The sequence below is a fragment of the Mesorhizobium sp. M0058 genome, from assembly GCF_040323095.1.
GTDB lineage: Bacteria > Pseudomonadota > Alphaproteobacteria > Rhizobiales > Rhizobiaceae > Mesorhizobium.
On the sequence record NZ_JAMYUQ010000009.1, the window covers coordinates 129,792 to 155,835 of the forward strand.

Below are 26,044 nucleotides of genomic sequence, written 5' to 3' on the forward strand. Positions count from 1 at the left end.
AGACTTTGGCTCGCACCGGCTTGCCTGAAAGAAGCGCAGCCGCTATCGCCTGCCTGCAATGCATCAGCCACAGGACAGGCCATGACCCAACCGATCATCGTGTTCGACCTCGACGGGACGCTGATCGACACGGCGCCGGATCTGCTCGACAGCCTCAACCACAGCCTTGCCGCCAGCGAGCTTGCCGCTGTCGACGAGGCCGGCTTCCGGCGTTTTGTCGGCCAGGGCGGACGGGTGATGATCGAGCGCGCGCATACCGCGCAGCAGAAATCGCTGGCGGTGGAGGAGCACGACAGGCTGCTGAAGGTGTTCCTCGACCACTACACACTCAACATCCCCGGCAAGTCGCGCCCCTACCCCGGTGTCGTCGAAGCCATCGCCCGCTTCGAGAAGGCCGGCTATCTGCTCGCCATCTGCACCAACAAATATGAGGCGAATTCGAAAGCGCTGATCGAGGCGCTCGGCCTGACAAAGCATTTCGCCGCGATCGCCGGCCAGGACACGTTCGCCTTCCGCAAGCCCGACCCGCGCCATCTGACCGAGACCATCCGGCTCGCCGGCGGCGATCCGCATCATGCGCTGATGGTCGGCGATTCGCAGACCGACATCGACACCGCCAAGGCAGCCGGCATTCCGGTGGTCGCCGTCGATTTCGGCTACACCGACCGCCATGTCAGAGAATTCGAGCCGTCGGCGGTGATTTCGCATTTCGACGCGCTGACGCTCGACCTGGCGGAACGGCTGATTGCAGCTGCGGCCGGCTGAGCGAAACGGGCGATTGCGCGGCAGCGCCTGCCCTCGCCTATTTCAGGCACAGAAGGCCGGCGCATCGCCTTGACTTCACAACCCTGCCTCCCTTATATCGCGGCTCGCTTGGCCTTCGGGCAACGAGCGGGCGATTAGCTCAGCGGGAGAGCACACCCTTCACACGGGTGGGGTCGCAGGTTCAATCCCTGCATCGCCCACCATCTTTCTTTCCCTGAACAGCGCACTCCAAGCCAGCACTCCTAGCAGCTGCAACTCGCCCCTTCCCCACCAAAATTCTTCTGCGCGAAGTTCAAGGCGCTTGAGTAGCTCGTGTAGCTCTGGAACTGGCAGACATCGGAGCCGTTGCGCACCTTCATCTGCTCGAGATCCCAGAACGAAACCTCGATGTGATCGTTGGCGCAATAGACCGTGTATTTTTCAGGCTCCAGCGCGTTGGCTTTCTGCAGCGGCATGGAGACGGCTGGAATGCAAAGCGCGGAAAGTGCAAGCATGACGGCGTGACGCGTGCGCATGTAAAAACCTCTGGAGTGAGAACAGCCCGTATTTGTCGCGACGATAGTGAGCGGCGCATCGCGGCTTTTTTACGCGCCCTTGTCTTCGCCCCGCTCGGGCCTTCAGTGTTTCTATATGCTGGTCCATATCTCCAATGTGTTGGCCTTGATGATCGGCACCGCACGGGCTGTCACCAGTCGGCCAGCGGCAACCGTGAGGTCGGCGGCCAGCAGTTCGGCGGCGCCACGGTCGGCGTCGTTGTAGGGGTTGTAGCGAACTTCGTTCTTGCCGGCGGCAGCGGCGACACGTTCTTCGCCAGGGTTTGGAATGCCCCAGCCCAAGGCCCGCATTTTTGCGGAAAGCGCCCCGGCCTCCTCGCGCGCCATGCCGGCGAACTGGACGTAAACCGTCTGTGGGCTCTGCTGGATACGCAGCCGGTCCTTCAGCGTGTTGAGTGCGTTGCGATCCTGCTCACCGATAACAGTCTGGCCGTCGGCTGCCGAAAGGGCGAGATCGGCAACCGCCCGGCGCGCGCCGGCAAACACAGCCAGCCAGTCCGGGCGTTCCCACAATTCAGGCGGTACCCCAAGCAGGGTCTCAAGCACGTTGCGGCGCCCCGCCGGTGTCAGCCCGCTTATGCTTTGCAGGCCGGCCATCTCGACGAGAGCCGCGACGATCTTCTGCCGTTCGACCACCGGAAGGTCTGCGTCTTCGAGGACGGCAATCAGGTCACCGCGCAGTGCATCATTTGCGCCGTCGAGCAGCTTGACGCGAGCCGCCAGTTCGTCGGCCGCGGTTCCATTGGGGCCGCGGTTCTTCAGTGAATCCGTCCATTCGATGAGAGGGTCGAAATTGAGGCTCGTGAGCCTTTCAAGCTCGGCAACCGGGAGCCGATACTGCTCGACGTTGAACGCCCCCGTAGCGTCGGCTGGAATGAAGAACGCATCGACCTCAAATTCCGGCTCCCTCACCTCTCCCTTCACGGCCGCCGACACCGAGGACACCGCGAGCTTCCAATAGGCATAAGGGACCGGCACGCCGTCGACCGGCTGGTCCGCGGGCCGGAAGACAGGACCACTGAAGATGGTCACCCGATTGGCGAGCGGATTGTGCTGCGAGCGAACCCAGTTTTCGAGCGGCACCCATCGGCTGCCGTAGAAAGTACGCGGCTGCGGCATCGTGTTTGGCAGGAAAGAGGCATACTGCGCCAGCTTGAGCGCCGCCGTTGCCGGATCGCCGGCGAACTCCGGACCCCAGGCGATGTCGCTGGCACTTGCAAATCGCGCCGCCAGCCAGGGCCGGTCCGCGCGAAAGTACCAGTTGGGACGAGGCTGGTAGTCGACCGACAATCGGCTGTCGGGTTTCAGTCTGCTGGCGGTGAATTGCAGCGGCAACCTCTGCGACCGATCCAGGTTGACGGCCGAATAGATGGCCATGCGATGAGTTCGGCCCATGACCAGCGAGTAGTTGATGTAATCAAGCGGCGGCGCCACGGCGTCGTTGGCCAGGTCGTCGGTTATCCTGGGCAAGCCGATCGTGGCCCCTATGAAATCGACCTTGTATCCCGAAAGAACGTTAGGCTGTTTGTCTATGTCTTTGCCAAGCAGCGGTTCAAGCGCGGCGCGCAGCGGCGCCGGCAATTGGTCGAGCGCGACCTCGCCGCTTTTGACCTGCCCGGCCAGCTCGACCAGCACCCCCTGTCGCAAATCGGGCGCCAACTTGTCCAGGGACACGCTGCCGAGTTTGAGCTGTTCGACCACAAGCAAGATCGCGGATCGCAAAGTGGCCTGCGTGGCTTGCTGCTCGGCCAGCGTCTTGGCGGCGTCTTCCGCCTTCTTCTCGGCAACGGCAAGTGCAGCCTCGGCTCGCTGGCGTGCGTCTTCCGTCTTTTCAAGGGCGGTGGAAAGCTTTCCATTGAGCTTTGCGACCTCACTCGCCGTCGTCTCGGCATCCTTGCGCGCGTCAACAGCGTCATTTCTCTGGACGTAGGCGAAATAGGTGGTTGCCCCAAGGATCGCGGCCAGGATGGCAAACAGCGCGATCAATATATTCTTGCTGCGATCGCGCTGCTTCTGGCTGTCGGTCTCCGCCTTGGCGCTCGCCTCGACGAACTCGGCGATGTCTGGCCCCTGCGGAAGCTCCGCCGCCTCCTTCAGCGCTTCGCCGCGCAGGAGATAGCCGGGATAGCCGGTGTTCTTCCATTGCCGCGCCTGGGCGGCCACGCGAATGCGAAAGCGCTCGGTCAGTTCGTCCGAACTCAGTTCGTCGTCGGATGCGAAGCCGTCGCCGGATACGGCACCGTCTTTGGTCGTCACGACTACAGGTTCAGGGACAGCGATGGCGATCGCCCCGGAATCGGTGATTTCACGCGATGCGGATTCGTCGTCGGCCGCAACGGCAACTGGCTCGGCTGTTTCGAGCCCACCACCGCCGGCGAAAGACGCGAGCCGCGCCGGGCTGACGTCGGCTGAGGTGATGCCCGGCCGCGTGACCAGTTCGGCGGACCAATAATCGAGTATGCGCTGCGCCGCGCGCCGGTCGGATTCCCGCGCGATGGTGCTGCCGGCGCGCCGTGCCTTGGCCAGGAAGTCGCGGATGGCCTGCGCATCGGGGGCCGTGTTGTCGATGCTGGCTTCCGTCGTCTCGGCGCCGGCCTTGTCGCTGCGGCTCATCGATGGGTCGACGGCTTCATTGCTGCTGGCGATGCGCATCAGCTCGAGATGTGCGATCCGGATGTCGCTCAGCGAAATAAAATCGGCCGGAGTTTCGGTCTCCGTGCCTGTCGCAAGTTCATCGCTCATGGCCCCAGGTCCTCAATGATCTTGTGCAAAGGCGTGCTGACGCGGACGATCGAGGCGCATTCCGTTTTCAGCGCCAGATCGACCTGGACGAAGCGTTGCTGGGCCTCGTCCCGATAGGCTTCGAAGGCAAGGATGAAGGCGGTATCGACGGTCTCGCGCGATAGCTGGTCGTTGACGTCGGTGGAGTAGTCGACGAGCGTCGCCCGCCACGCTCCAGTGGGGTCGAGGTCGGCAAGAACCTTGACCTTCACTTCCAGGTTTCGCCACAGCGGCGAAAACTGGAACGGCAGCGACTTGTCCGCCGCAGCGCCCCCTTCTATCGGCTCGATCATGTCGGTAAGGCTGGCCAGCTTGTTGTCGATGTCCTGCCATAGCTTGTGCTCGACGACGCGCGCATAGATGGTCGAGGACAGCACCATGATCGCGTCATGCGCGGCCTTGATCAAGGGCACGGACGGCTCTTCTGCAGGAAGTTTGCCGGCTATCGTATCTAGACCGGTGGCCAAAAGTCCGAAGGGCAGGTTCTTTGCCGTGACGAAAATCTGCTGGTTGAGCCGCGACGGCACGACGCGCAGCACGGTGCGCACGTCAAACAGCGCGTCGTAGGCGTCCGGAGACTTGTTATCGATGGCAGCCTGCAACTTGATCGCAGCCGCCTTGAGGTCGTCGAGCCAGGCCTGCTCGATATCGTGAAGCGCCGGCCCCGCCGGCAGCTCCATGACCGACTCTCCGATAGAGACACAGAAGAGCTTCAATATTTTGAGGAAATTGCGCATGACGCGGACCTGCTCCAGGTCGGCCCCCATGTCGCGGGCGGCGACCAGCAGGTTCTGGAAGCTGCCGATGCCGTATTGAAAACTCTGCAGATGGTCATGCAGGTCCTTGTAGGTCTTGAGGACATCGATCTGGCTGGTGACATTGGTGAGGCCGTTGTCGGCGGCAAGCGTGGCCTGAATGTCCTTGGACTGCTGGTTGACGGCGTTGAAGCCTGCGAGCGCGGTGTTGACCCGATCGTCGGTCGTCATGCCGGGCAACTCGGCCGTCGGTTTCTGGCCCGCGGCGAGTTCGTCCAGATAGGCCTTGAACCGGGCCGCGCACTGCGGATTTTGCGCCACGACGGCAGTCATAAGCGCCTGCGACAGTTTATTGGTCAACGCATAGTCAAGGATGTTGAACCAGACTGTAAGCGCCGCCCCCTGGAGGTTGATGGCGCCAGCGACGATTCCAGCGTCCTTGGTTACCTGCAACCAATCGGGAGGCAATGGGTAGAGATCAGCCAGTTGAAGCCTGAGGTCGAAATAGGCGCTGATCTCTGAACTCCCTGGTGTTTGGTGTCTGGCGTTATAAACCGTCACATCCGAAAAATTTTACATGCCGTAGTCCCAAATCGCCGCGCATCGAGCTGCGCCATCGGTCTGCATAGCTCACCATCTACACGGGCTTGGCCGCGAGGTCCTGGATGATGGTGTCGATCGCGATGCCTTCGTTGCGATAATATGTGCTTTTGGTAGGCGCGTTGGGCTCGGTGAGCCAGCCTCCGCTGTGATGCAGCGCAATCAGGTTCCAGTCGGTGTCGAAGACCGGCGAGCCCGAGGAACCCGGCAGCGTGTCGGTCAGATACTGGACGCGGCCGCCGCCGACGAAGGCCACGACATTGGCGACGAATGAAATCTGCTTTTGCGCGCCGCCGGGATGCTGGATGATGTTGACATGGTCGCCGGCCTTGACGGCCATGGGCTTCAATTCCAACTCGCCCCATTTGGAGGCATCGCCCTTGATGCGGACAGCTGACCAATCATTGTCCTTGGAGGTACGAAGCGGCACGGCGGTGTCGATGTCGAACTGGTCGAGCGGCGCGTCGAGCCCGGCAACGGTGCGCTGATAGTTGAACTGGACCACCGTGCCCGCCAATGAAGCGTCGTCAGGCAAGACATGGTTGTTGGTGATCAGTATCCCGCCGGTGGTCATGAAGCCGGTGCCGGAGCTGCCATCCGCACGCTTGATGCGCACCACCGATCTTGCCCTGACAAGGCCGAGTTCGAGATAGCTGATCGGCACCAGCGTGCTCTTGTCGCCAAGGATTTTTTCGAGCTGGGCCGGCGCCGTCGCGCCGCTCCAATTGGCGGTCGCGGGGCCTTCGACCGGCGGCGGCGGGGCGTGCTGCTTTGCCTGCAGCAGTGCCTGGTCGCCGGGATTCTCATCGAGTGCAAAGGCGACGAGGTCGTCGGCCCTGGTCTCCTGCTTTGCGCGCTGGACAATCGCAAACCAGTTGTTGATCGCCTTGTTGTCAAAGGCGATCTGGGCCGTCGAAAGACCGACACCTTTGGCAACACGCACGCCGTCGCCGATCATCGGGTAAAGGTTGGCGAGGATGCGGTTGAGACTGTTCAGTTCGGATTGCGTCCATTCGGTCATGGGATTCCCTCCGACCCTAAGCCTTCTTCTTCCGCTTGCGTGATCCCGCCCGCATGGCAATTTCGGTGCCGCGAACCGTTTCGTACTGGTCGGCATCGACCAGCGACTGGTCGAAGCTGACGCCGGTCATTTCGGAGATTTCGGTCAGCGGGTACATGGCGCCGATGAACTCGTCGGAGACGGCAAACTCAAGCTGCGTGTCCGACAAATCCTGTTCGAGCACGAAGCCGTAGCTGGCGATGCCGTCACTGACGCGGGCGACCACCACCTTCCAGAAGCGGCGCGGCACTAGCGCGCGAAGACTGGTGCCTTTGGGACCCTTGCCGGCAAAGGTCCGGTCGTCTTCGGCGAGGACCGGCCCGGCGAAGACGCAAAGCCGCTCGCTCGCCGCCTCCGACAGGACGTGGTTCTCAAGATCGCCCCAGTTCTTCTCGCCGCTGTCGGAGCGGTTGTAGCCTTCGACCTGGGGCGAGCAGTTGGTGACATGGAAGGAGCAGACATTGCCCCTGAGCAGCAGCTCGAAGGTGCTGCCCCAGGCCACGTCATCGCGCCTGACGATATGGCCCTTGTCGAAGGCGCCCTGATCCTGGGTGTAGAAGACATCGGGGATCTGATACTTGTCGTCGAGCCGCAGATCCGGGAACCAGCGCTCGCTGAACAGGCCGCCACGCGAATAGTTGCGGCCCTTTTCCGGCTCGCGCAGATTGCTCTCCTCGGTGACGTTGGAGGCGGTGAACAGCGCCAGCCGCCGCTTGGCGTGCATCTTGAGTGAAAAATTCTGGTAATCTAGCCGCGTGCCCCCTGCCTTGAGCTGCGCCAGCACGGACAGGTCGGTGGCCTCCGGCATCGGCACCACGACGGGCGCGAGCTTGGTGCCGCCGGACAGGAATTTTTCGTCGTAGCCCTTATAGCCGGCATAGTCCGCGACCGTTTTGGGAACGAATGCGCCGCCTGGAGGGGTCGGCTTGGCCGCTTCCAGTTCGACCGATTCCGTGACCGCTTCATGGCCAGGCGTTGCGCCGAGCGAGACGGTGATGCGCAACGGCACTTCGAAGGTGACGCTGCCGCCCGGCGAAACGACGACGCCTCCGGATGGAGGCGTCTGGGTGGCGACGCCCGGGATCTGCTGGGCGCCGCCGACTTCAACCAGGTTTACGCCCTCGGCCGGCGACCCACTGTCCGCCTTGTTCCACCATGCGCCCCAATCGTTGGGGCCGCCGCTGGCGGCGCCGGCGAAATTGAGGCCGAGGTCGACGACACGCTGGTCCTTGGCGAGCGCGCCGGTGGGCACGGCGTAGTTGCGCTCGAGATAGCGGCCGGCAAAATGCAGCGCCACGACCTCGCCGGTGGCGAGGTTGATCATGGCGGTGCCGGAGTTGCCGCCAGTGGTCGAGCAATCATGTGTCGCCGCGCTGACGATCTTGCCGAAACTCTCCGTATCGAAGCCGCCCTGCAGCATGCCCGGTTGCAGGCGCTTGACCTGGAAACGATTGCGCATGAGCTCGTTCTGGACATCGACCGCGTTGCGATTGTCGAACGCCGGATAGCCGATGGCGACGACTTCCTGGCGCAGCATATCGCGCGCGTCGGCGACCGCGAGCGACAGCGGCGTGATGTTGTCGGGCAGGCCTTCGACTTCGAGAATCGCCATGTCCCAATAGGGATGGATCATCCGGACATTGCGGATCTTGAAGACGTTTCCTGCCGCCGAATCGCGCTTGAAGTCGATGCCGGCGGCGCGGCCGTTGATGAATTGCACATTGCGGTCGCCAAGGCCGTCCGCAAATATCTGCGCCACATGACGGTTGGTCATCAGCAGGTTGCGGCCGACGACGAAGCCCGTGCCGCCGTAAGGGATATTGGTGTCCCACAACAGTTCGATACGCCCGATCGCCGGCAGGGCGGCTTCGATGCGCTGCTTCAATGCGGCCTCGCTGGTAAGCTTCGTCCACAGCGAATGGCCAGGTGTCGGAGCGCCGTCGAAAGTCAGCGTCGTAAAGGTGCCATCCTTGATGTCATAGACCGGCCGCAACTCCGGGATGATTATGGCTTCCAGATCGGAAAGCTGCTCGGGCGCGACTTCGGCGCCCCGCGCGAGGCTCTCCATGCCAGCGCGCGCCGATTCAAACGCCGCCTCCGTCTTGCCGGCTTCCGCAGGCGCAAGGGATTCCAGAGCGCCGCCTGCCATCGTCTCCACGTTGCCGAGGACTGATTCAGTCCCCTCGCCCCCGGTGACGAGATCGAGATATTGACGGATTCGCTGCTCTCTGCTGACCGGCATAGTCGCCCTCAAAGGTTCTGTCGAAGAAAAGAAATGTATTGCCCCATTTTAGACTGGTGCAATTCTGACTGGCAGGCAAGGAAACAAATCAACTCGCGTCGAAGATGACCGGAGTGCAACGTCGGCATGTCTCTTTGCCGCAGTCGCTCGCGCGATGTATGACGCTCGCATTATTTCAGCGATGCTGTATGTGATCTCCGTCACAGACGCTCACGCTGTTTGCGCCCACCTATCGCAACGGGTGGAAGGGCCATTGCGGCCGCTCGGTTTTACAGAAATTTTATCACCTATCCATTTTTATCAGTTGGCGCCTGCACGCGCGGCTCCTCTCGCCGCGCGTGCAGGCGGCTTTCCGCCCCGCACGAGCCAGGCACTGGGCGCGACCACTGCGCCAAGCCTTTACAAGGCGTAATCGCAAGGGATGAACGCCGGCCTTTGACGCGGTGCACTCTTGCCTTAGACTTCGGCCCTTAAACTTCGCCGATTGCGGCAATTGGGAATTTGGAACATGGCTTTTGGCGGCCCAAACGACAGAAACGATCTGCCGCGCCTGGCACGCATCGATCCAAAGCTGTTCGATATCCTGTTCAGCGGCTGCAAGGTCGAGCGCTACGCCGCCGGCCAGCATCTGTTCGTCCAGGAAGATGCCGCCGACCGAATCTACGGGGTGATGAGCGGCACGGTGGAAATCTCGATCTATTCGCCTGGCGGGCAGAAGCTGGTGGCCAATATCGAGCTGTCGCGCAGCCTCGTCGGCGAGATCGGCGCGCTTGACGGGCGGCCACGCACCGCCACCGCCATCTGCCTGACCGCTTGCGAGCTGGTTTCGCTCAGCAGGACACAACTCTTTGATCGCATTGAGAGAAATCCACCGCTGGCACGCGCGATGATCGAACTTCTGTGCGCCCGGCTGCGCTGGGTCAGCGGCGAACTCGGCGACCAGGCCTTCTTCGGCATCGAGGCGAGGCTCGCCAAACGCCTGGTCTTCCTGGCCAAGGTGATGGCCGACAGCGCCGGCTGGATCCCGATCTCGCAATCGGAACTCGGAGAGTTCCTCGGCGCCACGCGCGAGTCCGTCAACAAGACGCTCAACGACTGGCGCAACCGCTCGTTCATTGCCATCAAACGCGGCGGCCTGCGCATCACCGACACCGGGGCGCTGCGCCATATCGCCGAATCGCAGGACGACGACTGACGCCGATCCCGAATCAGCCCCGGCTAAGACTCAGAGCCGCGAAATCAGGTAGCGCAGCGCCGAGCGGCTGGGCATGAAGAAGTATCCACCACCCTTGGTGGTGACGAATTGCGGCATGTCACGGAGCGTCGTGACCTTTTCCCATGACGGAATGGTGAACCTGCCATCACCGCTGCGCGAACCAATCGTCGGGTCCTTTTCAGCGACGAGGCCCTGGAACGTGGCCGACGAAACCCAGGTCTGCTGAATGAATTCGTACTGGCGCTCTATGTCGGCGTTGAGGCACATGAACAGCAGCCCTTTTTCGACCTTGCCATTCTTGCCGTCCTGCTTCTCATAGGTACGGCCGACCCGCAGGATACGATGGCGCTTGCCGATATTGATCTGCGTATCGCGGTCCTCACCCAGCGAGTCGCGTGGGTTGGAACGGCGAATGTGGGCACCAAGCGGGCAGCGATGGCCTTGCGGATCCTCGGCGCCAGCGGCGAAGTCGTTGTCGATGACGCGTCCCGGATGATCGGGGTTTCGCACCAGCGAGCTACCGTTCTGCCAGCGGCCGAGCATCTTGGCGGCAATCCAGTCTTGCGTGATGGCTTGGTTGCCGAGTTGGCTCGCGACCAAGGCTGCAGCCTTTTTGCAGTAGTTGTTGAAGACGTCGACGTGCTGCTCGAACTGGCGAATAACCAGGAATGAACCGTTGCGCCCGAAATCGCGCGGCGGTGGCGGCAGGCCCGGAATCAGCCGGCTACGGCGCACCTGCGAAAGGATTCCGGTCCGATCGCGTGATGCGCTTACCGAGGGCGAGGCTGGATAGAACCCATGCTCATCACGATAGCCGAACAGGAACTCGCCGGGCGCGACCAGATGCATGGGCGCGGCGCCCCTGCTGGCGCGGGTCGTGCCGCGGACAATCGGCTGCGAAATCCCGTCCGCGAAACCGAAATGCTCGTAGGCTGGCCCACGTTCCGACCGATCGTCACGCTTTGCCCCGTCGGACGATTTCGTCTTCGTGTCGGTCGGACCCCGGTTTACGGCGAGCGGCAGTTCGGCGACGACCTTCATGCCTGCACCGGTCGTCTTTCGTCTCACGGTGGCAATCTCGGTCTTCAACCGTCCCGGGTCTTCAGCATAGCAGACGATGACCAGGTCCACAGGGTTCTCCAACGACCCCCACTCCCATTCGTCCGGGCCGTCGCGGCCTCGGTCGTCCAGTATGCGCCCACGCTCGGGATTGCCCATGCCATGGCGAAAGGCGATCGGAAATGTTTCCAGTGGATCGCCCTCCACACCCTCGTCGAGCCCAAACTGCCGCAGGCCACCGGGACCAAAGGCGACTATCATAGCTCGCCCGGCGGGCCTGCCTTCGCCGAAACTCGTCTGCTCGACAACGAAATCGAGCCAGGCTCTGCGCTTGGGCGCCGGCAACTTGTCCGGCACCCGGATCGCAAGCATATGCGAATAAGCGAGCGGGCCGAGCGGGCCGAAGAAGATGGACTGGATCTCGCCGGTTTCCAGCTGCTGCTCGAGAGGCGCCGGAAAGGCAGAGCTGATATTGGCCAGCAGCGAAGTGGTCTTTTGAACGGTGGTTGTTTCGCTCGCCGGGCGCCGTAGCGAACCGAACAAGCTCAGCCAGTCGCGCGCCTCGTTGCCGACGGCGGAAGCAATGCCGCGCCTGACCTGGGAATTGATCCGGATGCGCTCTGTGTTGATTTGGGGATAGGCGGAGTACCAGAACAGGGTCGGCACCTGCTGGCGCCGCGCCCAGCGCTTGAAACGATCGCCGTCGCGCGCGCCGTCCAGGAACAGCCATCGTGTGCGTGGATAGCCCACGGTGTTGCTCCACACGCCGGTGAGGCCAGCGGACGCCTTGGCGATGAAGTCCTCAAGATAGCTTTCCCAGCTGCCGCCGTAGTTGGAGAAGAACATCAATCGGTTGGAGCCGGGCAGCAGTATCCAGCGGGCGAAATGGATGGTGTTGATGGTGTTGAGGAAGCCTGGCTTGAATACCTTCTGGGCAGCTATCGAGATCAGGTAGAAGGAAAACCTGAGCGCCAGCCGCCGCAGAATGCCGGCCTTCATCGTCGAAATCGCAGTCAGATGGTTTTGTGCCGCGTGGCCCTCCTTGACGAGTATCGCGTTCAATTCAGATATGCCGATCGATGTGCTTTCCGGCCGATCCCTGTCCTCGCGGCGTCGCAGCGCCAGCAAGCACGAAAACGCCAGCAGCGCCGCTGCCACCAACACTCCAAGTCCCGACAACAGAAGTGAGGTGATTGCTACGGCTATGGCGGTGAAGGAGATTTCCTGGGAACTGATGTCGATAGATCTGCCGAACACCACACCGTAGGTCATATACCAGCAAGCAGCCCAGATGATCGCCACCGTGACGAAGACCGGCGGTACCAGCAACGTCGTCATCAGGGCACGGCCCCAATGACCCGGCGGCTTTTCCAGCAGGCTCTCGGCCGGCTCGAACGCCCAGGCAAACGTCCGTAATGACTGGACATGCTGGCGAACTTCAGCGAGCACGGCAGGAGCGTTGCCGGCGCCTTTGCGTGGCCGCTCGACGATGTCGCGCACGGCTTCGAAAAGCTGCTGCTCGGCCTTGATACGCTGGACCGAGTGCCCCGGCGTGCCCGAAAACACCAGTCCGGCATTGCTGCCGAAGGACGGCGATATGTCGACATTGTGCTTGCGCAGGAAATCGTTCAATGCGCCGCCATCGCGCAGATCGCAGACATCCTTGAAGATCGGCCGCAGCCGGTGCCCGATGGCGTGCGTGACCGCATCGATGACATCGTCGATGCTGCCGTCACCGGAAATCTCGAGAACCAGAGCTCCTTTTTCCTGACCGGAATCAGCGCCGATCTCGCCGGTGCCGACCACGGTCAGGCTGGTGAAGTGGACGGTGCCGGCAATGTCGAGCGCGGTGCGGATATCTTCGACGGCCGGGTTGCCGAGGCTGGCAACCTTGTCGCGGACAGCATCCAGCGACGCGGATCGGGTGACCGGGCAGACCACCGTCACCATAGACTGCGTTACGGTGCGGCAGAGTTCTGCCCGTTCGAAATCGACCTTGAGCGTTTCGGGATAGGCGCCGATGCGGGTCATCCGCCCGGCCTTGCCGGGCATGCGGCGCACGCCCTGCTTCTGGAACAGGGCGCGCAGGCTTTCGCCGATCTGGATCCTGGCAATCTCGGCGCCGATGCACTGATGAATGCCGTGGCCGAAGACCATGTAGTCGCGATACGGGCGCGATGTGTCGAACTGGTCCGGGTTCTGCACGGCGTCGGCATCGAACATCGCCGACAGCGTCGCCGGCATCACCACCGTGCCGGCCTTCACCAGGCGCTCGCGGCGCGTACCCTTGCCGATGATCGCGTCGCGGGCCGTGTAGCGCCAGGGGCCGACCCAGATCGGCTTGAAGCGCATGGCTTCAAGGACGGCCCTGTCGAGCTTGGCGGTATCGTTTTCGGCCAATGCGGCATCGATAGCCTGCCGTGCGTCGGGCCGCGACAGGATCACGTCGAGGCAATTGCCGGCGGCCAACACATTGGTCGGGACGAAGCCGGCGATCATGCCCAGCATGATCGAATTGAGGTCGTCCCGCGACAGGCGGCCCTGATCCGTCTGGACAACCAGCCTCGCCAGCGGTTGCTCGGCCTTCAAGCCCCGGTCCCTCGCCGACTGGATGGAGCGATCGATGACTTTGAGAAGACGGTCGCCCGCCACCACTGCGAGTTCGCGCATGACGGGGCTCGCCGTCGGGTCCGAAAAGAACAGCGCACTCAGCGCGATCGCCCAGTCGGCGAATTCGGATTCATCGTCGATCTCGACGCCGAAATAATCGCGGCAGATGTGCACCGGGACGATCTTCATCAACTTGGAGATCGCATCGAAGCCGGGGCTGGCGCGCGTCATGATCTCTTGCGAATGACGCGCCGCGATCGGCCTGACGGCGGCTTCGACCTCGGCCGGCGGGAATGCACTCAGCACCGACGATTTCATGCGCCGGTAGTCGGCGCCGTCCTGCATGCCGAGGATGAAGTTGGATCCCCGGGCAAGCTCGGTCATTTCCGGGCCGTATGGGGTCTGGAATTCGTCGCCGCGCTCCAATATGTCGCGGACATCGGCGTTCTTGGTGACCACGAGAACACCGAAGAGCTTGCCGGTCGGCCGGAAACGCCGCAACAAGGAAAGCGCCCAGCGGGGGTCTTCGGCCAGAGACCCGACGATGCGCGCAATCAGCCCTGTCTTCCGGATCCGGCCGAGATCGAAGGGCGGCATTTCCGACAGCGGGCGCTGGTTTTTCTGGGCCGCGCGAATAGCGTCGAAATACTTCAGTTCGGTCATGCGCGTTCAAGCCCCCCGGCTATCCACGTTATTGCGATGCCGGCCGTTCAACGCCTAGGTTTGCATCGGTTGCACGTATGTGAATCTTTTCACAGTTGGTCCATGTTCCAGCCAGCATTGACGCCATGTTCATTTGGCCAGTCGGAAATTGGCGACGAGGAACTCGTTCGCGGCCTTGTCGGTGAAAGGTATCCAGCGCACACGCTGTTCTGAAAAATCAGGATGCCGGGTGGTGAAAATGGTCATCTCGCGCCGCGCCTGTTCCGGCCGGCCGCTTCGCATCAGCGCGCCGATCTTCAGGAACCTGGAATAAAAATAGCCGGGAGACAGGTTGAGCGAGCGATCGGCGGCAGCGATCGCCGCCGGCCAGTTCTCGACCAAACAGTAGGCCGCCGTCAGTTCCCCCAGATTGTGGAAGCGGTAGAGGTCGAACGGGCTCAATCGCTCGGTATCGAGAAAGAACGGTATCGCTGACGCGGCATTGCCGAGCAGCAGCTGGGCGCTGCCCATGGCCGAGCGCGCGAAGGCAAAGCTCGGATTGATGTGGATCGCTTCCTCGAAATGGTCGACGGCCGATCGCGGTTCGCCGCGCATGATGTCGACGGCGCCGAGATGGGCGTGCGGGCGTGCATCCAGGCTGTCCACCAGCAACGCCTTGCGGGCAAACTGCTCGACCTTGTTCAAATCGTCGCTGTCGCCGAAACGCAGCCATGCCCGCCAGAAATACCACCACGCCAGTTCATTGAGCACGGCGCTCGAGTTGGCGTCCTCGCGGTACGCCTTCTGGAAGAACTCGAGTGCGGTTTCGGTGTCGCCACGGGTGCGCCGGTTCATGTGCCAGCGGCCGCGTCGCACCAGTTGCCAGGTCTCCAGGCTTTCCCAGGGAACCTGGAAGGTGCGTGCCTGTTCCGCCCGGTCGACCTCCTTGTCGAGGATCGTAACAATCTCAGCGCCGATCTGGTCGCGCAGGTTGAAGATGTCGACCAGATCGCGATCGAAGCGCTGCGACCACACCAGCCGCCCGTTGGACGCGTCGGCCAGCGAGGTGTTGAGGCGGATCTGGCCACCATTGCGCATCAGCGTGCCGCTGACGATGTAGCGCGCGCCGAGCGCGTTGCCGATCACCCGGGTGCCCAGCGTGTCGTCGCGGAACTGGAAGCTGGAGCCCTTGGCGATGACCGAGAGCCATCTGGTGTTGGATAGACCATAGATGATGTCCTCGGCGATGCCGTCGGCCATGTAGCCGATGTCATGCTCGCCGCCATCGGCGTGGAAGGGCAGGACGGCGATCGCCGGCGGCCCCTTGGACGACAGCTTCTGCTGCGCATTGGCCTGGGGAATGGCCGCGAACGACGCCGCCGGCGAGGATCCGTTGCCGCTGCGGCCGGCGATCAGAACGCGCACCGGCAAGGCGATGTTCTTCAGCCTGAATTCGCCGAGATCGGTGAATTCGGCCGCCGTCTTGTCCTTCACATGGTGCCAGGTCGTCTCCGAAACGGCGAGACCGTCGCCCGGCGCGAATTCCTGGATTCTCGCGGCGATGTTGACGTCGTCGCCGTAGAGGCGGCCACCACGCACGATGACGTCGCCGGTGTTGATGCCGGCGCGAAACGGCATGCGCATATCGTCGGCAACCTCGGCGTTGAGGGCGACGATGCGGCCCTGGAAATCAAAGGCCGCGCGCAACGCCTCGATCGGATTGCCGAACTCGGCCATGATGCTGTCGCCGGCGTCGCCGAACGTGCGGCCGCCAAATGTGCCACAGCTGTCGGCGATGATGTCGCGCCGTTCCTCGAATGCCGCGACAGCAGACTCGTCGTCGATGCCCATCAGCCGGGAGAACCCGACGGCATCGATAGAAATGATTGTCGCCAGCTGACGGGTGTAGTTCCGTACAGCCATGTTCGAGCCCCCGCTCCCTTTCTGGTTCTGGTCCAGCACAGGCGACGACCCGTTCCTGAAACACTTCGCCGCGCGCTGAGAGATGAAGATTCCGGCGGGGTTGGCGCGCCATGCCACCCCGCCAGGACCAGAAGTCTAGCAGGGTCTTGGGCAAAGCTCTACCACCATCGGGTTGTCCAGCGCGGGCCGTGGCAGCACTCATGGTTGGCCGGCGGTTGGCGCAAATATTGGCGTGCCGTAGCTCTGAGCGCGGCGATCCAGGGCTTCACGGAACCTGCGCGACGTCAGCACTCGGAACAAACTGTGCTGCCTGCGAGTTTCCGGTGCGGTTCATACCAACGTGAAATGAGGGTAATCATGCGAAATCTTGTTCTGGCGACCGGCGTCGTCGTTCTTCTGGCCGGCTCGACGGCCTTTGCCGCGGATGACAGCCCACTGCCGCCGACGAATGCCCAGAAACTGTCGGCAATCATCGCCAAGGTCGAGCAGCGCGACGGCTTTCGCTATGTGAAGGAGGTCGACTGGGACAAGGACGGGTACACCGTCACCTATTACACCGCCGACAAGGCGAAAGTCGAAATCACCTTCGATCCCGTAACAGCCGAACCGAAATAGCGCTGATACCGCACCGCTTCGGCAATTCCGTCCGCCGCGTTTTTTGCCTACGATGGTGGCAGTTGTCGGACAACGGGGCGACCATGCTTTCTTCCAATCGAATTGCCAACTCGCTTGCGCTTGTCGTTGCACTGGCTGGCGCGGCGGTCTGCCTTGGTCCAGCGCGTGCCGACGGGCCATCCTTCGACTGCCGCAAAGCCAGCCTGCCGGTGGAAAAGGCGATCTGTGCCGACCGCAACTGTCGGCAATTGATGCCTTGGTCGCCAAGGCCTTTACGGGTTTCGAGCCAGCCTTTGGCCGCGACAAGCGCAAGATCGCCCGTGCGCTCATCACTGACAGGAACGCCTGCGGGCAGGATGCCGCCTGCATCGTCAGCGCCCAGAACAATGCGCTGCAGACCTACGGCAATGCGCCGTCCTGGGTGCAGGATTACAACATCGCCCTGATCGGCAAGAAGGCGCTCGACACCGCAGCCCGCCATCCAGGCAGCCTCGACCAGTCCCTGCCCTCGTCGATCGGCCAATGCGCCTTGACCCACATCACCGCGCTGACGACGCGGCTCGGCGACGACCCGCTGGAAACCGCCGGCCCTGAAGCCGGCAGCCTGGCGCGGTTCAGCAATGGCGGCGCCGGGGTTTCCTACGAGCGGGAGCCTGGCCTTGCCAGTTCGAAAGCCGGCGATCCTGTCGTCATGTGCCTGATATCGATCCCGAGGGATTGTCCGCAGGGCGACGAGCGCGGGCGGGTCTATTACGGCGTCGACCTCACGATAAAAGGCACATGGGTTTTGCCGGATTCGCAACATCTATGCGGCGGCGCCTGAAGATTTGCCGCAAAGCACTGCTGGATGCACTCTTGCGCCGATCCGCCTTTGATGGCTGAGTGCGCGTAACAGTTGCAGGGCACGGGGGTGCATGGCCATGGTTAAGCATGTTTTGAAGCGCATCCTGATGATGCTTGCCGGCTATTTCGTTTCGGTGCTGATCGGATTGTTCGCGGTCGTGGCGATATATTGCGCACTCGCCGTATTGCCCAACGCGCCGGACTATTTCGGCGCCATGCAATTTTCGCCCATTGTCGTGCTGCTGTGGCCGCCGCTCGGCATGGTCGTCTATTTCCTGACGATCGTGCTGACCGGCCTGCAGACGCTGATCTTCGCGCTGCTCGCCGAATTCTTTGCCCTGCGCAATTTCCTGGTGCACATGCTGTTTGGCGCCGCTGCCGCTGCAGCCGGCTTCTTCCTGGTCTGGCCGGCCGCGGAAGAGGATGCCGGACGCTGGGCCGATATCGGCATCATCGCCGCCGCCGGCCTCGTAGCCGGCCTGGTCTATTGGCTGATCGCGGGCCGCGACGCCGGCTTCCGGCGTCCGCTCATCCAGCGCTGATCGCGGGAAACGGGCGACCGTCCATCGGCCAAAATTCTAATAAAACCAGAGAGACAAAGTGAGTTCCTCGTTTCGTTGAACGAGGAACTCCGCTGGTTCAGCTCGTCGGCGAACGCACCGCTTCGGTCGCGTCCAGCGCCTGCATCAGCCGCGTGTCGCGGTCGTAGACGTCGTTGAAATATTCGACTTTGCCGGACAGGTCCGGCCAGGCAGTGAAGTAGGAGACATAGACGGGAATCGTACGTGTCACATCTTCGCTGGCATGGCCGTGCTTGAGCTTTTCGGCGATGTCGTCGACCGAGACGCCGAGCACCGCCGCCGCCATCCCACGTGGATCCTGAAGGCGAATACAGCCATGGCTGAGCGCCCGCATATCGCGCTGGAAGAAGGATTTTTGCGGCGTGTCGTGCATGTAGATGGCGTGCTTGTTGGGGAACAGGATCTTCAGTTCGCCCAGCGCATTGGCTTCGCTCGGCTGCTGGCGCACGCTGTAGGGAATGTTGGCGCCGTAGGCGCCCCAATTGACCGAGGAAGAGGGAACCCGCCTGCCGCGCGAATCGGTCACCTCGTAGCCGGCACGGTCGAGATAGCCCGGATCGCCACGCAGCCTTGGGAGCATCTCGTTGACGATGATCGACTGCGGCACGCCCCAATAGGGATGGAAATCGACCTGCTTGATCTCCTTGAAGAAGAAGGCGGTCTGGTTGGTGGTCCGGCCTATGACGACGCGGGTCTTCAGCTTCTCCTCGCCATTGTCGATATAGCTGGCGGTGAAGGCGGGCTGGTTGATGAACACCCGCGGGCTGCCGAGATCGGACGGCAGCCAGCGCAATTCTTCCAGCGCGACCTGCACCTTCTGCAGCCTGTCTGCCTTGGATGCGCCGGCGAGCGAGGCGACGGTGCGCGGGCCGATGACCCCATCGCCCTTCATGCCGGCCTTCACCTGCACGGCCTTGATGATCGGAACCAGTTCGGGAACATAGACATCGCTGGTGCCGAGACGAGACAGGATCTCGCCATAGGCGCCGCCCATCTCGTCGTCGAGATTGCGCGCGATCAGCGTCAGCAGCTTCGGCAGTTCGGCGCTGGTCTCGCCGGGCTTCAGCAACAGCTTGGGATCGACGACGATTTCGTTTTCGGCGCTCGCCTGCAGCGATTCAAGTTCGACGCGCAGCGCCTGATATTCCGCGTTCTGCGGGTGCCGCGATTCGAGGTAGGTGCGCACTTCCTGGGTGTGGGCCAGCGTCTTGAGCGCGCCTTCCATGTCGACCGGCTTCGGCGGAAATTCATAGTAGCCGGTGATGCGATTGGGATCGACGCGCCCGCTCTGGGCGTCACGGGCATAGCGCAGTACGCGCGCCGACAGCGCCATCTCGAAGCGCACGAGTTCCTTCAGATGGGCGTCGGCACCGACTGCCGATGCGTTGGCTGCCGGCACCTCGACCGTGTAGTCGGCCGACGTGAGACCATAGCTTGCGGCTTCGCCAAGCACCCGCACCGCATCCTGGGCGCGGGCATTGGGATTGCCTTCGTTCACCCAGATGAAATCAGGATTGGCAGAGTAATAGGCAATCAGTGCCTTGGCGATATCGGGCTCGGCATAGAGTTCATATTCGCTGAGGCCTGCAACGGCTTCGCGGAAGGCAGTGCTGGTCGCCGACGGCACAAAGGCGGCGTCTTCAGCTGTTGCCACCTGGGGAGGTGCTGCCACCAACGCGGCAAAGTCGACGCGCACCAGCCGGTCGGCGTTGTAGGTGTAGTAGGACGGGCTGCTGATCCTGGTGCCGCCACCGCCCGATACGGCGGGCTTCGGCTTGCGCTTCGGCGGCGGCGGGAATTCGCCTTGCGGCCTGTGCTTGACGCCACCGCCGAACAGCATGTCGAACAGGCCTTGCGCGCTTGCCTGCGGCACACCGAAGGCCAGTGCTGCCGCCACTGCAAGCGGCATCACGGTGGCTTTATTTCCGAGGAATTTCATTAATCACCCGCTCCGGCTGCAAGCCGGCTCCCGTTCCGCGCCGCTAGACGATCTTGCCAACCGCATGGCGGATGTAAGGCGCTACTATACCGATTCATACCGATTTCGTTAAGCTTCCATAAATTTCCGCGGGCCTGTTGCAGAACGGTTTCACAACATCGTGACGTCTGGAGCGGCGTTGCCGCTCCAGACCGGTCAAAGCGGCTGCTGCTTCAGGCGTTGGCGCCACCGTCGATGGTGAGCGCGGCGCCGGTGACGAAGCGCCCTTCCGGACCGGCGAGCCAGGCAACCATGCCGGCGATCTCGTCAGCCTTGCCGAAGCGGGGCGTCGCCATCTTCCGCCGCTGGTGTTCGGCATGCGGGCCTTCGGCCGGGTTCATGTCGGTGTCGGTCGAACCGGGATGAACGACGTTGGCGGTGATGCCGCGCGGACCGAGGTCTCGCGCCAGCGCCTTGGTCAGGCCGACCAGCGCAGCCTTGCTGGTCGAATAGGCGCTGAGGCTGGTGTCGGTGACGCGCTCGGCCAGATTGCTGCCGATCGAAATGATGCGGCCGCCCTCGCCCATGTGAGCCGCTGCCGCCTTCGAGGCTACGAACGGCGCTCTCAGATTGACCTCAATGGTCTCGTCAAAGTCGGCCAGCGACATCTGTTCGATGGGCGCCGCGCGCCAGATGCCGGCGCTGTTGACCAGGATGTCGAGCCGGCCGAAGGCATTCACCGCCTCGGTGACCGAGCCTTCGATGGCGGCAGCGTCGCGATTGTCGGCTTGGATGGCGATCGCGCGACCACCTGCCGCTATAATCTCGGCGACGACAGCTTGGGCCGGCGCCGAGCTGTTGACGTAGGTGATGGCGACGTCGGCGCCATCGGCCGCAAGCCGTTTTGCTATCGCAGCACCTATGCCGCGGCTGCCGCCGGTGACCAGTGCTGCCTTGCCGTTCAATCCGTTCGCTGACATGTCATTTCCCCGTTATGTAACGATCGATACATAAATATCTGGCAACCTTGCCTGGCGACGTCAAGTGAATTATGTATCGATCAACACAGAAAGATCGTCATGCCGGAAAGAGGCCGTCCCCGCACCTTCGATCGAACCGCCGCCTTGCGGCAGGCGATGGAGCTGTTCTGGGCCAAAGGCTATGAGGGCACCTCGATCGCCGACCTGACCGCGGCGATGGGGATCAGCTCGCCCAGCCTCTATGCCGCCTTCGGCAGCAAGGAGGCGCTGTTTCTGGAAGCGACCGAGTATTACACCCGCAACGAAGGCACCGAGATCTGGAGCGCGCTGGACGAAGCGCCGACGGCATGCCAGGCGATCGAGAATTTCCTGCGCCAGACGGCAAAAGCGTACTCTCAGGACGACCGCCCGCAGGGCTGTCTCATCGCGCTGGGCGCACTGCACCAGGATTCAAGCAGCGGCGCGATCTGCGATGATTTTCGCCGCCGCCGCGCCGAAAACCACACCCTCTTGCTGAGACGGCTGGAACGCGGTGTGGCGGAAGGCGAATTGCCGGCGGGTTTCGACAGCAACGCGGCGGCGACCTTCTATGCGACGGTCCAGCACGGCATGTCGATCCAGGCCCGCGACGGCGCCTCGTGCGACGCGCTGATGGCCACAGTGGCCGGAGCGATGGCGGCGTGGCAGGGGCTGGTCGGAACAGCGTGACAAAGGGCGGAGCTTGTGCTGGAAATCCAGTCGGCGGCGAAATGCGCCGGGAGGGATCATCCGTGAAAAAAGGGTATCGCGAGTTGCTCGACGAGGCCAATGCCGAGATCGAGGTGGTCTCGCCCGAGGAAGCGGCCGGGCTGCTCGACGACGAGGACACCATCTTCGTCGACCTGCGCGATCCACGCGAGATCGAGCGGGACGGCCAGATCCCCGGCGCCAAACATGTCACTCGCGGCATGCTGGAATTCTGGATCGATCCCGAAAGCCCCTACCACAAGCCGTTCTTCGCCTCGGGCAAGAGCTTTGTCTTCTTTTGCGCGGGCGGCTGGCGCTCGGCGCTGGCCACCAAGACGGCGCAGGATATGGGGCTGTCGCCGGTCAAGCACATCCTTGGCGGCTATACCGCCTGGAAGGCGGCCGGATTGCCCGTCGAGCCGGGCGGCAAGAAGAACGGTTAGCTCACCGCTCCGGCGTTGTCGGAGTCGACAATACACCCATTGGAATCAATGCAGTATCGGCTCGCGCTCGTTTTTGACAAAAGTCACAGCGCGTTCGACAACACCTTTGTCGGCGAGAATGCGACGGTGGCCGAGCCCATCGGCCCAGTGCAGCCGCACATGGCTGCCGGCGCCGGCATAACGTGTGGCATGATCGGCGGGGACTTCGCGGTCGTCCGGCGCGTGGATGACCAGCGTCGGCACCGGCGCCTCAGCCAACTGGCGGTCGCCGGTGAATTCATGCAGCGGCCGGCCCGACAGCCTTTTCACCTGATCGGCCATGGAAACCTGCGAACGCGGACCGACATTGAGCATGCGGCTGAAGTCGGCGAAGATCGCCGGCAGGGAACTTGGCGCGGCGACCAGCACCAGCCGCTCGGCCGCGACGGGCTGGATACCCTTGATCGAACCGGCAATGGCATTGGCGGCGACGGCGCCACCGAAGGAATGGCCGACGATCGCCTTGAACGGACCGAACCATTCGCCGGCGACCCTGACCGCCTCGACCGCATTGACCATATTGAGATGACGGCCCAGCGACTGGCCATGGCCCGGCAGGTCGAGCGAGGCGACCCGGTAGCCCGCATCGCGAAAGCCTTCGATCAGCGCCCGCATATATTCCGTGCGCGAACGCCAGCCATGGACCACCAGCACCGTGCCGGCGGACGCCCTGCCCGGCTCGGGCCGGAATTCGTGCACCATGACGCAGCCGGCCTTGGTCGTCAGCCGATGATGGCGCGCCTCGGCCATGAAGCCGGCGGCGCGGTCGACCGCACGCCGTTCACCGTCGCTGAGCGCCTTGACGCTGGGCGTGCGGCAGAACAGTTCGAAGGCGGCGCGCCCGCTCAGGCGGGGCGCCACATGCTCGGCGGCGCGGAACACGCCCCGGATGACCTTCAGTCCAAATGATGCCATAGTGGCGATCCATCCATTCCGTTCAAGCATGAACATAATAGTTCAAACATGAACATTAAACAAGAGCTGCCCTGGGACAACCCGCGCTTTCGCAACTGGGTCGCGGTGGCGCGCGCCTGCCATGTGCTGGAGCGTACGCTGGCGGTAAAGCTGGCGCCGCTGGATCTCAAGCCGGCGCAGCTCGACGTGCTGATGAACCTCTATCGCCATCCCGGCATGTCGCAGCACGATCTCGCCCGCAAACTGCTGGTCGGCCGCTCCAACATCACCATGCTGTTGCCGCAGCTCGAGGCGCGCGGCCTGCTGCGCCGCGAAGGCGACGAGAAGGACAAGCGCGTGCTGCGGCTGACGCTTACCGAGGCCGGCACGGAGCTCCTGATGAAAGCGCTGAAGGTGCATATGGCGCTGATCGAAAAGGCGATGAGCCAGTCGACAGCGGAACAGTGCGACATGATCGGCGAACAGATGCGCAAGATTTATGACGTGCTGAAGGATACCTGAGCCGTTCGATCCACGCGCCTCCCACCTCACCACATCGTCTTCTTCGCCCGCTCCGGCCATTCCTTGTCGTAAGTACCGGCATCGATATTCTTGCGGCTGGTGACTTCCAGGATTCTTCCGGGTGTCGGCAGCGATTTCGGGTCGACGTGCTTTGCCGGGTTCCACAGCTCCGAGCGAACGATGGCGCGGGCGCACTGGAAATAGACCGAATCGACATCGACCACGGTGACCGAGCGCGCCGGCTTGCCTTCGACGGCGAAGGAGGCGCAAAGCGCGGCGTCGGTGGCGATGCGGGCGCGGCCGTTGACGCGCAGCGTCGTGCCCGAACCCGGCACAAGAAACAGCAGCCCGACGCGAGGATCGCGGATGATGTTCTTAAGCGAATCGGCGCGGTTGTTGCCGCGTCGGTCTGGCATCATCAGCGTTCTCGGGTCATGCATTCGCACAAAGCCGGCGAGATCGCCGCGCGGCGAGCAGTCCAGCCCTTCCGGCCCGCTCGTCGCCAGAGCGACAAAAGGCGAGGCTTCGATGAAGGCGGCATATTCGGGAATGACGTGGTCGAGTTCCTTGACCGTCGACGCTTCGCCGGGCAGGCCGTAGAGCGCTTCAAGTTGTTCAACCGATGTGATCTCAGACATTTCCCGTCTCCGAACCTTTGCCAGCGTTACCCCCAGTCAATGACGTTTTGCCGACAGTGCCGAACTAGCGGTCGCGGCTCAGTCCCTTCTCCTGGAGCTCGGCGAGATAGGCATTCCAGCGCGCGTCCTTTTCGTGGCCAAGCGTGTGCAGGTAATTCCAGGTGAAGATGCCGGTGTCGTGAAAATCGTCGAAGGTGATGCGCACGGCGTAGTTGCCGACCGGCTCGATCTTGAGGATGGCCACGTTGCGCTTGCCGGGAACCGTCACCCGCTGGTCCGGCGAATGGCCCTGCACCTCGGCCGAGGGTGAAGCGACGCGCAGCAGTTCGGCCGGCAGTTCGAACGGCCGATGATCGGGAAAGGTGACGGACAGCAGTTTTCTGTCCTTCGAGACCCTGAGTTCCTTCGGCGCCGTCATTGTTCTGCATCCCGTCAATCCGCCCTTCCCTACGCTGCTTCGCGCGCGCGGAAAAGGCCATTTGGACCCGGCCGACACCGGATGTCGGCCAGGGAATGTCACCAAAGATCGAGAGCGGCTATCTTGAATGGCGGGTTGGATCGTATCACATAGCCGTATATAACGGCGCCACTCGCAGCCACGGGAATGCTTGAACGCATGGACATGATCGATCCCTTCGGTCGCACGATCAGCTACTTGCGCGTGTCGGTCACCGACCGCTGCGATTTCCGCTGCACCTATTGCATGGCCGAGGACATGGCGTTCCTGCCCAAGAAGGACCTGCTGTCGCTCGAGGAACTCGACCGGCTCTGCACCGTCTTCATCGAAAAGGGCGTGCGCAAACTGCGCCTCACCGGCGGCGAGCCGCTGGTGCGCAAAAACATCATGCATCTGGTGCGCCAGCTGTCGCGGCACCTGAAGAGCGGCGCGCTGGAAGAGTTGACGCTGACCACCAATGGCTCGCAGCTGTCGCGCTTTGCCGCCGAGCTTGCCGATTGCGGTGTCGAGCGCATCAATGTCTCGCTGGATACGCTCGATGCCGACAAGTTCCACGCCATCACCCGCTGGGGCCATCTCGGCAAGGTCATGCAAGGCATCGATGCCGCGCAGGCGGCGGGGCTGAAGGTGAAGCTCAACGCCGTTGCGCTGAAGAACTTCAACGACGTCGAGCTGCCGGAGATGATGCGCTGGGCGCATGGCCGCGGCATGGACTTGACCGTCATCGAGACCATGCCGATGGGCGAGATCGACGCCGACCGCACCGACCAGTATCTGCCGCTGTCGCTGCTGCGCGCCTCGCTCGAGCGCCAGTTCACGCTGAGCGACATCCCCTACAAGACCGGCGGTCCGGCCCGCTACGTCCATGTCGCAGAGACCGGCGGCAGGCTGGGCTTCATCACGCCGATGACGCATAATTTCTGCGAAAGCTGCAACCGCGTGCGGCTGACCTGCACCGGCACGCTCTATATGTGCCTGGGTCAGGAGGATGCCGCCGACCTGCGCGCGCCGTTGCGTGCGTCCGAAGGCAACGAACTGGTCGCTGCTGCCATCGACGAAGCGATCGGCCGCAAGCCGAAGGGCCATGATTTCATCATCGACCGCCGCACCAGCCGCCCGTCGGTGTCGAGACATATGAGCGTCACCGGCGGCTGATTTTCTCCGCGATTGGTGCAGAATGC

The 26,044-nt window shown here is 62.9% G+C and carries 21 protein-coding genes and 1 tRNA gene; 10 read left to right on the forward strand and 12 right to left on the reverse strand.

The annotated features are described in order from the left end of the window. Positions 1-81 precede the first annotated feature (81 nt). Both NKJ75_RS17215 and NKJ75_RS17220 read left to right on the forward strand, forming a co-directional pair. Positions 82-765, forward strand: a complete 684-nt coding sequence (locus NKJ75_RS17215) for a phosphoglycolate phosphatase (RefSeq protein WP_023691328.1) — start codon at positions 82-84, stop codon at positions 763-765. 128 nt (positions 766-893) lie between these two features. Next, positions 894-968: transfer RNA gene (locus NKJ75_RS17220), tRNA-Val, on the forward strand. A 39-nt stretch (positions 969-1,007) separates the two neighbouring features. On the opposite strand, the gene NKJ75_RS17225 is transcribed toward NKJ75_RS17220, so the two are convergent. The 5 genes from NKJ75_RS17225 to NKJ75_RS17245 form a co-directional block, all read right to left on the reverse strand. After that, positions 1,008-1,280 (reverse strand): hypothetical protein, encoded by a 273-nt coding sequence (locus NKJ75_RS17225; RefSeq protein WP_023696133.1) that lies wholly within the window; start codon positions 1,278-1,280, stop codon positions 1,008-1,010. A 111-nt stretch (positions 1,281-1,391) separates the two neighbouring features. After that, positions 1,392-4,061: a DNA/RNA non-specific endonuclease gene (locus NKJ75_RS17230; protein ID WP_023745068.1), complete on the reverse strand. Its 2,670-nt coding sequence runs from the start codon at positions 4,059-4,061 to the stop codon at positions 1,392-1,394. After that, positions 4,058-5,188 (reverse strand): hypothetical protein, encoded by a 1,131-nt coding sequence (locus NKJ75_RS17235; RefSeq protein ID WP_155921533.1) that lies wholly within the window; start codon positions 5,186-5,188, stop codon positions 4,058-4,060. The genes NKJ75_RS17230 and NKJ75_RS17235 overlap by 4 nt, the downstream gene beginning before the upstream one ends. 304 nt (positions 5,189-5,492) lie before the next feature. After that, complete coding sequence (locus NKJ75_RS17240; RefSeq protein ID WP_023745069.1) at positions 5,493-6,476, reverse strand: trypsin-like peptidase domain-containing protein; 984 nt, start codon at positions 6,474-6,476, stop codon at positions 5,493-5,495. Between the two features lie 16 nt (positions 6,477-6,492). Next, positions 6,493-8,757, reverse strand: coding sequence for a DNA/RNA non-specific endonuclease (locus tag NKJ75_RS17245; protein ID WP_352499980.1), 2,265 nt, complete (start codon positions 8,755-8,757; stop codon positions 6,493-6,495). Positions 8,758-9,265: 508 nt separating this feature from the next. Here NKJ75_RS17245 and NKJ75_RS17250 point away from each other — a divergent pair. After that, complete coding sequence (locus NKJ75_RS17250; RefSeq protein WP_023668987.1) at positions 9,266-9,952, forward strand: Crp/Fnr family transcriptional regulator; 687 nt, start codon at positions 9,266-9,268, stop codon at positions 9,950-9,952. A gap of 30 nt (positions 9,953-9,982) precedes the next feature. Here the strand turns inward: NKJ75_RS17250 and NKJ75_RS17255 are convergent, their stop codons facing one another. Together NKJ75_RS17255 and NKJ75_RS17260 are read right to left on the reverse strand one after the other, a co-directional pair. Further along, on the reverse strand, positions 9,983-14,305 hold the full coding sequence (locus NKJ75_RS17255; RefSeq protein ID WP_023668988.1) for a cytochrome P450: 4,323 nt from the start codon (positions 14,303-14,305) through the stop codon (positions 9,983-9,985). 129 nt (positions 14,306-14,434) lie between these two features. Continuing rightward, entirely contained in the window at positions 14,435-16,207 is a 1,773-nt protein-coding gene (locus NKJ75_RS17260) for an adenylate/guanylate cyclase domain-containing protein (protein WP_352499981.1), read from the reverse strand. Positions 16,208-16,564: 357 nt separating this feature from the next. Between NKJ75_RS17260 and NKJ75_RS17265 the strand changes: the two genes are divergently transcribed. The 3 genes from NKJ75_RS17265 (at position 16,565) to NKJ75_RS17275 (ending at position 18,207) form a co-directional block, all read left to right on the forward strand. Further along, the gene (locus tag NKJ75_RS17265; protein ID WP_023668990.1) at positions 16,565-16,822 is read left to right on the forward strand and encodes a PepSY domain-containing protein; all 258 of its coding nucleotides are present in this window, start codon (positions 16,565-16,567) and stop codon (positions 16,820-16,822) included. A 256-nt stretch (positions 16,823-17,078) separates the two neighbouring features. Beyond that, positions 17,079-17,645 (forward strand): hypothetical protein, encoded by a 567-nt coding sequence (locus tag NKJ75_RS17270; protein ID WP_352499982.1) that lies wholly within the window; start codon positions 17,079-17,081, stop codon positions 17,643-17,645. Between the two features lie 91 nt (positions 17,646-17,736). Beyond that, the gene (locus NKJ75_RS17275; RefSeq protein WP_023668992.1) at positions 17,737-18,207 is read left to right on the forward strand and encodes a hypothetical protein; all 471 of its coding nucleotides are present in this window, start codon (positions 17,737-17,739) and stop codon (positions 18,205-18,207) included. Positions 18,208-18,304: 97 nt separating this feature from the next. On the opposite strand, the gene NKJ75_RS17280 is transcribed toward NKJ75_RS17275, so the two are convergent. Further along, entirely contained in the window at positions 18,305-20,185 is a 1,881-nt protein-coding gene (locus NKJ75_RS17280; protein ID WP_352499983.1) for a L,D-transpeptidase family protein, read from the reverse strand. 212 nt (positions 20,186-20,397) lie between these two features. Further along, entirely contained in the window at positions 20,398-21,144 is a 747-nt protein-coding gene (locus NKJ75_RS17285) for a 3-oxoacyl-ACP reductase family protein (RefSeq protein ID WP_023688499.1), read from the reverse strand. 99 nt (positions 21,145-21,243) lie between these two features. On the opposite strand from NKJ75_RS17285, the gene NKJ75_RS17290 reads away from it, so the two are divergent. Further along, a complete protein-coding gene (locus NKJ75_RS17290; protein ID WP_352499984.1) occupies positions 21,244-21,852 on the forward strand; it encodes a TetR/AcrR family transcriptional regulator in 609 nt (202 codons plus the stop codon). Positions 21,853-21,914: 62 nt separating this feature from the next. Beyond that, positions 21,915-22,313: a rhodanese-like domain-containing protein gene (locus NKJ75_RS17295; RefSeq protein ID WP_023688500.1), complete on the forward strand. Its 399-nt coding sequence runs from the start codon at positions 21,915-21,917 to the stop codon at positions 22,311-22,313. 45 nt (positions 22,314-22,358) lie between these two features. Here the strand turns inward: NKJ75_RS17295 and NKJ75_RS17300 are convergent, their stop codons facing one another. Beyond that, entirely contained in the window at positions 22,359-23,267 is a 909-nt protein-coding gene (locus NKJ75_RS17300) for an alpha/beta hydrolase (RefSeq protein WP_023668996.1), read from the reverse strand. A gap of 48 nt (positions 23,268-23,315) precedes the next feature. Here NKJ75_RS17300 and NKJ75_RS17305 point away from each other — a divergent pair, with 48 nt between their 5' ends. Next, positions 23,316-23,768, forward strand: coding sequence for a MarR family winged helix-turn-helix transcriptional regulator (locus tag NKJ75_RS17305; RefSeq protein WP_023682500.1), 453 nt, complete (start codon positions 23,316-23,318; stop codon positions 23,766-23,768). Positions 23,769-23,794: 26 nt separating this feature from the next. Here NKJ75_RS17305 and NKJ75_RS17310 read toward each other — a convergent pair whose 3' ends face one another. After that, positions 23,795-24,406: a pyridoxamine 5'-phosphate oxidase family protein gene (locus tag NKJ75_RS17310; protein WP_352499985.1), complete on the reverse strand. Its 612-nt coding sequence runs from the start codon at positions 24,404-24,406 to the stop codon at positions 23,795-23,797. 64 nt (positions 24,407-24,470) lie between these two features. Further along, positions 24,471-24,824, reverse strand: coding sequence for a gamma-butyrobetaine hydroxylase family protein (locus NKJ75_RS17315; RefSeq protein ID WP_023668999.1), 354 nt, complete (start codon positions 24,822-24,824; stop codon positions 24,471-24,473). Positions 24,825-25,022: 198 nt separating this feature from the next. On the opposite strand from NKJ75_RS17315, the gene moaA reads away from it, so the two are divergent. Next, complete coding sequence (moaA, locus tag NKJ75_RS17320) at positions 25,023-26,018, forward strand: GTP 3',8-cyclase MoaA (protein ID WP_031197799.1); 996 nt, start codon at positions 25,023-25,025, stop codon at positions 26,016-26,018. Positions 26,019-26,044: the final 26 nt, after the last annotated feature.